Source organism: Streptomyces sp. XM83C, from assembly GCF_023072675.1.
In the GTDB taxonomy this organism is placed as follows: Bacteria; Actinomycetota; Actinomycetes; order Streptomycetales; family Streptomycetaceae; genus Streptomyces; species Streptomyces thermocoprophilus.
Genome location: NZ_JALLGL010000284.1, coordinates 1 through 7,909, shown reverse-complemented (window position 1 = coordinate 7,909; position 7,909 = coordinate 1). Strand labels below are relative to the sequence as shown.

The window sequence follows — 7,909 nt, the reverse complement described above, 5'->3', positions numbered from 1 at the left end:
CCCCCGTACCGTCGCCCGCCGCTCCCGCGAGGCCCCCGCCGACCGCCCCACCGGCCGCTGACGTGCCCACCAGGGCCCCTCCGACCACCGGCGCGCCCGCGAGCCGCGGAGCCCCGCGGTCCGCCGTCACCGCCTCCGCCCAGTGCTCCCGGAGCAGCCCCCGCAACCGCTCCCAGCCGGGCTCCCGTACGAAGGCCCGCTCGCCCCACCGCAATGCCGGCACCGTGCGCACCAGCCCCGACGGGTCCCGTTCCAGCACGTGCACCTCGGCGATGCGGCGCCGCCCGGCGCGGTCACGTACGAGGTGCAGTACGACGGACAGGGCCGCGGCCAACTGGCTGTGCAGCGCGGCCCGGTCGAGGCCGGCCGCCGTACCGAGCGCCTCCAGACGGGCCGGAACATCACCGGCAGCGTTGGCGTGGACCGTGCCGCAGCCGCTGTGACCGGTGTTGAGGGCGGCGAGCAGATGGACGACCTCCGGGCCGCGCACCTCACCGACGACGAGCCGGTCGGGCCGCATCCGCAGCGTCTGCCGGACGAGGTCCTCCAGGGTGACGAGTCCGGCGCCCTCCTGGTTGGCGGGGCGGGTCTCCAGCCGGACGACGTGCGGGTGGTCGGGGCGCAGTTCGGCGGAGTCCTCGGCGAGGACGATCCGCTCCCCCGGCCCGACGAGCCCGAGCAGCGCACTGAGCAGGGTTGTTTTTCCGCTGCCCGTGCCGCCGCTGATCAGGAACGGCAGCCGTGCGTCGATCAGGGCGCGCAGCAGCCGGTCCCCGCCCGGCGGCACGGTGCCCGCCGTGATCAGCTCGCCGAGGGTGAAGGCCCGCGGCCGTACGACCCGCAGCGACAGGCAGGCGCAGCCGACGGCGACCGGAGGCAGCACGGCGTGCAGCCGGGTGCCGTCCGGGAGCCGGGCGTCCGCCCAGGGGTGGGCGTCGTCGAGCCGGCGGCCGGCGACCGCGGCGAGTCGCTGCGCGAGGCGTCGTACGGACGCCGCGTCGGGGAAGGACACCGGGGCGCGTTCCAGGCCGCCGCCCCGGTCGGTCCAGACGCGGTCGGGGGCGGTCACCAGGACGTCCGTCACCTGCGGGTCGGCGAGGAGCGGCTCCAGCGGGCCGGTGCCGACCAGTTCGGAGCGGAGCTGTTCGGCGGCGCCGAGGACTTCCCGGTCGCCGAGCACCCGTCCCTGTTCGCGCAGCGCCTGTGCGACACGGGCGGGGGTGGGTTCGGCGCCGCTCGCGGCGAGCCACTGCCGTACGCCGTCGAGGAGGTCGGGGGCGAGTCGGGTCATACGCCACCTGCCTCGACGAGCGTGCGCTCCCAGAACTCCTTGCAGAACCGGGCGAGGGGACCGCGCGGGGCCGCGCCGGGCGGCGCGGTGCCCTCGCGGGACCGTCGCAGGGCCGGTTCGACGGGCACTTCTCCGGCCAGCGGCAGTTTCAGCAGGCGGGCGACCTCGCGGCCGTCGAGTCCGGGTGCGTACGGCCCGCGGACGGCGACACGCAGATCCCGTACGACCATGCCGACGGCGGAGGCGATACGGCCGGCCGCGGCGACGGCCCGCAGCTCGCCGGGGACGACGATGAGGGCGAGGTCGAGCTGGGCGAGGGCCTCGGTGACGCCGTTGTCGACACGGCGGGGCAGGTCCACGACGACCGTGCCGCCCCGGCGCCTGGCCGCGGCGAGCACCGCCCGCACCGCCTGCGGCGGGATGTCGATGCGGTCGCCGCGGTCCCAGCTGAGGAGTCGCAGGGAGTGCAGTTCGGGCAGTGACTCCTCCAGGGCGCCGCCGCCGAGTCGGCCACGGGAGGCGGCGAACGCGGGCCAGCGCAGCCCTTCGGCGGTCTCCCCGCCGAGCAGGACATCGAGTCCGCCGCCGAGCGGGTCGGCGTCGACGAGCAGGGTGCGCAGCCCTTCCCGGGCCGAGGTGACGGCGAGCGCGCACGCGAGCGTGGAGGCTCCGACGCCGCCGCGTCCGCCGATGACGCCGACGGTGAGGGCGGGCCGCCCGACGCCTTCGGCGACGTCGGCGATGCGGTCGACGAGCCACTGTTCGCCGTCGGGGAGCATCAGGACGTGGTCGGCGCCGATCTCGACGGCCCGCCGCCACACCCCGGGGTCGTCCTGGTCGCGGCCGACCAGCACGACACCCCGGCGGCGGGCGGCTCCCCTCACCCGGCGGGCGGCGTCGTCCCCGACGAGCACCAGGGGTGCCGCCTCCCAGTTCCCCCGCTGGTCGGGCAGGGCGGGACGGACCTCCGGTGTGGCGCCGGCGGCAGCGCACAGACGCAGCAGGTCGTCGAGGAGTCCGGCGTCCTCGGTGACGATCAACGGCCGGCCGGGGCGGGCCCCGCCGGCGGGCGGCGGGTCGTGAGTGACGGTTCCGGGCACAGTTTGCTTCCCCCTTCGCTGCCTGTCGCGCAGCCTCTGCGGCCCCGCGATTCCCAAACGTGTGAAGAACCGGCAAGCGGCCTCCATATGAACGGCCGACGGAAACCGGCCATACGCGTCAGGCAATCCGATCCGGCCGGAAGTGGCCGTCGTACGGACGCGTCGGGAATCACGGTGCAGCCATCCCGGAAATCGTGTGGATCTTGGTCGATAACTGTGGACAACTCGTGCGTTGTGAATATCGGCGTCACCCTTACCGGTGACCCCTGTACTGATCCGTGTACGACTTCCGCAGCGCATCCCGGCAGCTACGCTCCGTGACGACCCGTGGGCGTGCCGAAGAGGCCGGCCCGCAGAGGCCAGCCCGGTGCGTCGACCGCGAACAAGGGGGAGGAATCCGGGAAAACCCGCCCGGACATGCGACGACCCCCGCCGGGGGGGAGAGCGGGGGTCGTCTCCACGGCCGACTCGGGGGGGGAGGAGTCGGACCGGGTTAGCACGGTCGCGAACGATCCGTGACTTCCATGGTGTACCCGAGAGGCCTCTCAAGCAAACCCACGCGCCTACCTTACGCCGAATGGGCTGCACCTATGCTCAAGGCGTGGAAAACCACTCCTTGCCTCGCACAGCAGCCTTCTTTGACCTGGACAAGACGGTCATTGCGAAGTCGAGCACGCTCACCTTCAGCAAGTCCTTCTACCAGGGCGGTCTGATCAACCGCAGAGCCGTGTTGCGTACCGCATACGCCCAGTTCGTCTTCCTCGCCGGAGGCGCCGACCACGACCAGATGGAGCGCATGCGCGAGTACCTCTCAGCGCTGTGCCGCGGCTGGAACGTGCAGCAGGTGAAGGAACTCGTCGCCGAGACCCTGCACGACCTGATCGACCCGATCATCTACGACGAGGCCGCCTCCCTCATCGAGGAGCACCACACCGCCGGACGGGACGTCGTCATCGTGTCCACGTCGGGCGCCGAGGTCGTCGAACCGATCGGCGAACTGCTCGGCGCCGACCGGGTCGTGGCGACCCGCATGGTCGTGGGCGAGGACGGCTGCTTCACCGGGGAGGTGGAGTACTACGCGTACGGCCCCACCAAAGCGGAGGCGATCAAGGAGCTGGCCGCGTCCGAGGGATACGACCTGTCCCGCTGCTACGCCTACAGCGACTCGGCGACGGACCTGCCCATGCTGGAGTCCGTCGGGCACCCGCACGCCGTGAACCCTGACCGTGCGCTGCGCCGCGAGGCCATGGCACGCGGCTGGCCGATTCTCGACTTCCACCGCCCGGTACGGCTCAAGCAGCGCATCCCCGGACTGTCGGTACCCACCCGGCCCGCGCTCGCCGTGGCGGTGGCCGTCGGCGCCGCGGCGGTGACGGCCGGCCTCGTCTGGTACGCGAGCCGACGGCGCGCCTCGGCGGCATGACCTGCACCGACGTATCACTACGACCCGGTTCGGAAAAACAGTCAGGTTCGGCTGCGGTTTGGGGGCAAAAGTAAAGAAGTGCAGGCCGGGCTTTCGTTCCCCGGAGCCCTGGAGTACAAAGGAATCAACGGCCCGCGAGACCAAGGACATCCGAGAGGATCACCTTCACCAACGCATCTGGCCCCACGGACCGAGCATGAACACCGGGCACCCACGCGACGTCGACCCGTCGATTACGGGCCAGCCGCACCAGGTGACGGGCAAAGTCCCCGACCTGATGGGCACATATCGAGGACGCTTGGTACCCCGGTGGTCATGCCAGCGGCGGTACGAGTCCTCGTACCGCCGCATCTCTGCGCCGCCCCGCCGGGGGCGTCCCTCCGTGGTCCGTGGCCCGTGGACCTGAAAATCGTCCGCGAGCCGGCCCGGGAAACCCCCGGTTCCCGACCCGGAATCCCCCTGGGCCCCTTGGGTCGTCGTCCCCGAGGTGTCCCGGATCCTCGCCCGGCCCGCCGTCAGGCCGCGCCGCGCTGGAGCGCCTCGCAGACCGCCGTCGACTCACGCGCCCCCAGCTCGACCGCCCGCCCGCAGTGCGCGATCCACGCCGCCATGCCCTCGGGCGTACCGGAGACATAGCCGTCCAGCGCCGCCCGGTACGCGGCCCGGCCCAGCTCGGCGTGGCCGACCTCGGCGGGGCAGATCGACTTGGGGTCGAGTCCGCTGCCGACCAGCACGATCCGCTCCGCGGTCCGGGCGATCAGACCGTTGTGCGAGGCGAACGGCCGCAGCGCCAGCAGTTCGCCGTGCACCACCGCGGCCGTCACCAGCGCCGGCGCGGAACTGCCCGCGATGATCAGATCGGCCAGCCCCTCCAGCCGTCCGGAGACCTCCGCGGCGCTCGGCAGCTCCAGCTCGACCAGCGGCTCGTCGACGCTCTCGCCGTCCCGGCGCGGGCGACCCACCTCGTCGCCCTGGGTCGCCGCCGCGACCAGATGCAGCCGGGCCAGCACCCTCAGCGGGGACTGACGCCAGATGGACAGCAACTGGCCCGCCTCGGCCGTCAGCCGCAGCGCCGCCCCCATCACACGCGCCTCGTCGTCACCGGAGAAGTCGGTACGCCGCCGCACCTCCTCCAGCGCCCAGTCGGCGCCGGACAGCGCCGCGGAGCCGCGCGCACCGCGCAACGCCGCCTCGGAGGTGATCTCGGTGCTGCGGCGCCGCATGATCCGGTGGCCGTAGACCCGGTCCACGGCCTTGCGTACGGACTCCACGGATTCCGGCACGCCGGGCAGCGTGCCCAGGGCCGCGAGAGGATCGGCGGTCGCGCCTGTCGTACTCATGGGTACGACAGTACGCACCCCGGGCCCGCACCCCACGAAGGAGTGGTCTTCTTCACGCCGACCCGCCACCCGGCGCGGTCACACCATTACGCTTGGTGAACATGAAAATTGCTTTCGTCGGGAAGGGCGGCAGCGGCAAGACCACCCTGTCCTCCCTCTTCATCCGTCATCTCGCCACCACCGGCGCACCGGTCGTCGCGATCGACGCGGACATCAACCAGCACCTCGGGGCCGCGCTCGGCCTGGACGAGGAGGAGGCCGCCGCGCTGCCCGCGATGGGCGAGCGGCTGCCGCTGATCAAGGACTATCTGCGCGGGTCCAATCCCCGTATCGCCTCCGCCGAGACGATGATCAAGACGACGCCGCCCGGCGAGGGCTCACGGCTGCTGCGGGTGCGGGAGAACAACCCGGTCTACGACGCCTGCGCCCGGCAGGTGGAACTCGACGGCGACGCCGTCCGTTTGATGGTCACCGGCCCCTTCACCGAAGCGGATCTGGGGGTCGCCTGCTACCACTCCAAGACGGGAGCGGTGGAGCTGTGCCTGAACCATCTGGTGGACGGGCGCGACGAGTACGTCGTGGTGGACATGACGGCGGGCTCGGACTCCTTCGCCTCCGGCATGTTCACCCGGTTCGACATCACGTTCCTCGTCGCCGAGCCGACCCGGAAGGGGGTCTCCGTCTATCGCCAGTACAAGGAGTACGCCCGCGACTTCGGCGTCCGGCTGAAGGTCGTCGGCAACAAGGTGCAGGGCCAGGACGACCTCGACTTCCTGCACGCCGAGGTCGGCGACGACCTGCTGGTGACCGTCGGACACTCGGACTGGGTGCGCGCCATGGAGAAGGGCCGTCCGCCCCGGTTCGACCTCCTGGAGGACACCAACCGCCGTGCCCTGCGGCAGCTTCAGCAGGCCGTCGACGACACGTACGAGCTGCGTGACTGGGAGCGCTACACCCGCCAGATGGTCCACTTCCACCTGAAGAACGCCCGCTCCTGGGGGAACGAGCGCACGGGGGCCGACCTGGCGGCCCAGGTCGACCCCGGTTTCGTGCTCGGTGAGAGCGTCACCGCGCCCGCGTGAGGGCGTGATCTCTCACGGCTGCTCCTCGCTCAGCCGCGGCTCGCCGGCGCCCCGGGCGCACCCTTCGGGGCCGGGGCGGGGCGGGTCGACAGGAAGGACGCCCAGCCCTCCTTCGGAGCCTGGCCGACGTCGAGGCTGCGCAGCTTGTCCAGCACCTGCGGGTCCTGGGCGTCGAGCCAGTCGGCGAGCTGACGGAACGAGACACAGCGCACGTCGGACTTGTTGCAGACGGTCTTCACGACCTCCTCGACGGCCCGCATGTAGGTGCCGCCGTTCCACGACTCGAAGTGGTTGCCGATGATCAGCGGGGCGCGGTTGCCGTTGTAGGCCCGCTCGAAGCCGCCGAGCAGGCCGTCCCGCATCTGGTCGCCCCAGTAGTCGTACTTGGCGGGGTCGCCCTGGGTCCTGGTGCCGGATTGGTTGACCATGAAGTTGTAGTCCATGGTCAACTGCTCGTAGGTGTGGCCGGGGAAGGGCACCAGCTGCATGGACAGGTCCCACAGCCCTTCCTTCTTCCGGGGCCAGACCTGGTTGTTGACGCCGCTCGAGTCGTAGCGGAAGCCCAGCTCGCGGGCGGCCTGCATGAAGTTGCGCTGTCCCTCGAGGCACGGGGTGCGGGCGCCGATCAGCTCCCTGTCGTAGTCGAAGGGCAGCGGCTTGACCTCCGTCAGGCCGGTGTTGGTTTTCCAGGTCCGCACGAACTGCTTGGCCTGGGCGATCTCGTCCTTCCACTCCTGCACCGACCACTCGCCGACACCGCCGCCCTTGCCGCAGAAGTGGCCGTTGAAGTGGGTGCCGATCTCGTTGCCCTCCAGCCAGGCCTGCCGCAGCTGTTCGACGGTGTCGGCGATGCCCTGCTCGTCGTTGAATCCGATGTCGGAGCTTCCGGGTGAGTGCTGCGGCGGCCGGTACAGGTCGCGCTTCTCCTCCGGCAGCAGATAGACGCCGCTGAGGAAGTACGTCATGGTCGCGTGGTTCTCCTTGGCGACCTCGCGGAAGTGCGAGAACAGCTTCTGGCTGTCCTCACCCGCGCCGTCCCAGGAGAACACGACGAACTGCGGCGGTTTCTGACCGGGCTTCAGCCGTTCGGGCTTGGGCAGGTTCGGCTGTGCTCCGGTGAACGCGGTCGATCCGTCGCCGATCAGCCTGACCACATGCCCCGCCGCGGGAGCCGGCTTCGCCTTCTGCGGTCCGGGGACGCCCTGCCCGGCCCCGCCGTCTCCCGTCGAGCAACCGGCCAGCGCTGCGGCAACTACCGCTGCGGCCACGGCGCCTGTGGCGATCCTTGCGGTGGCGGCCATGTTCCGCCCACCTTCTTCCTTCTCTCGAGGTCAACGCCGGTGAGGCGTCTTGTCGGTGATGTGCCGGGACGTGCCGACAGCGCCGTCAAGTTCGCACGGACCCCAGAAGGAATTAGTACGACAAGCCGATAAAATTGGGACTTCATCCCAGCGAGTGAGCTTTTCACCCATTTGCACGGAAAGCCTATGCGGAGCCTTTACTCAGCATTACGATCCGTTTACCGAGCGTTGATTCATCCCACCGCTGCACGCCGTGACCCACGGCCGCGACCCGACCCCCGCCGGTTTGCGGGGGCCCACCAGTTCCGCGACCGCGCTGCCCCGGAGGAGACGGGAACATGTCAGCCTGCACCCCCACTCGCCCCACCGACC

Annotated in this window: 6 protein-coding genes; 2 read left to right on the top strand and 4 right to left on the bottom strand. The window is 71.1% G+C overall.

Going from position 1 to position 7,909, the window contains the following annotated elements; genetic code table 11:
• Both MTQ10_RS24725 and ssd read right to left on the bottom strand, forming a co-directional pair.
• Positions 1 to 1,291: TadA family conjugal transfer-associated ATPase (locus MTQ10_RS24725; RefSeq protein ID WP_374117681.1), on the bottom strand; the 1,291-nt coding region annotated here is incomplete at its 3' end.
• The gene (ssd, locus tag MTQ10_RS24720) at positions 1,288 to 2,391 is read right to left on the bottom strand and encodes a septum site-determining protein Ssd (RefSeq protein ID WP_247472367.1); all 1,104 of its coding nucleotides are present in this window, start codon (positions 2,389 to 2,391) and stop codon (positions 1,288 to 1,290) included. The genes ssd and MTQ10_RS24725, both read right to left, overlap by 4 nt.
• 577 nt (positions 2,392 to 2,968) lie before the next feature.
• On the opposite strand from ssd, the gene MTQ10_RS24715 reads away from it, so the two are divergent.
• Positions 2,969 to 3,814, top strand: coding sequence for an HAD family hydrolase (locus MTQ10_RS24715; protein ID WP_247472366.1), 846 nt, complete (start codon positions 2,969 to 2,971; stop codon positions 3,812 to 3,814).
• 515 nt (positions 3,815 to 4,329) lie between these two features.
• Here MTQ10_RS24715 and MTQ10_RS24710 read toward each other — a convergent pair.
• Positions 4,330 to 5,154: a Fic family protein gene (locus tag MTQ10_RS24710; RefSeq protein ID WP_247472365.1), complete on the bottom strand. Its 825-nt coding sequence runs from the start codon at positions 5,152 to 5,154 to the stop codon at positions 4,330 to 4,332.
• 101 nt (positions 5,155 to 5,255) lie between these two features.
• Here MTQ10_RS24710 and MTQ10_RS24705 point away from each other — a divergent pair, with 101 nt between their 5' ends.
• The gene (locus MTQ10_RS24705; RefSeq protein ID WP_247472364.1) at positions 5,256 to 6,236 is read left to right on the top strand and encodes a nucleotide-binding protein; all 981 of its coding nucleotides are present in this window, start codon (positions 5,256 to 5,258) and stop codon (positions 6,234 to 6,236) included.
• Positions 6,237 to 6,265: 29 nt separating this feature from the next.
• Here the strand turns inward: MTQ10_RS24705 and MTQ10_RS24700 are convergent, their stop codons facing one another.
• Positions 6,266 to 7,537 carry a hypothetical protein gene (locus MTQ10_RS24700; protein ID WP_247472363.1) on the bottom strand — a complete coding sequence of 424 codons (1,272 nt, stop codon included), beginning with the start codon at positions 7,535 to 7,537 and terminating at the stop codon, positions 6,266 to 6,268.
• Positions 7,538 to 7,909: the final 372 nt, after the last annotated feature.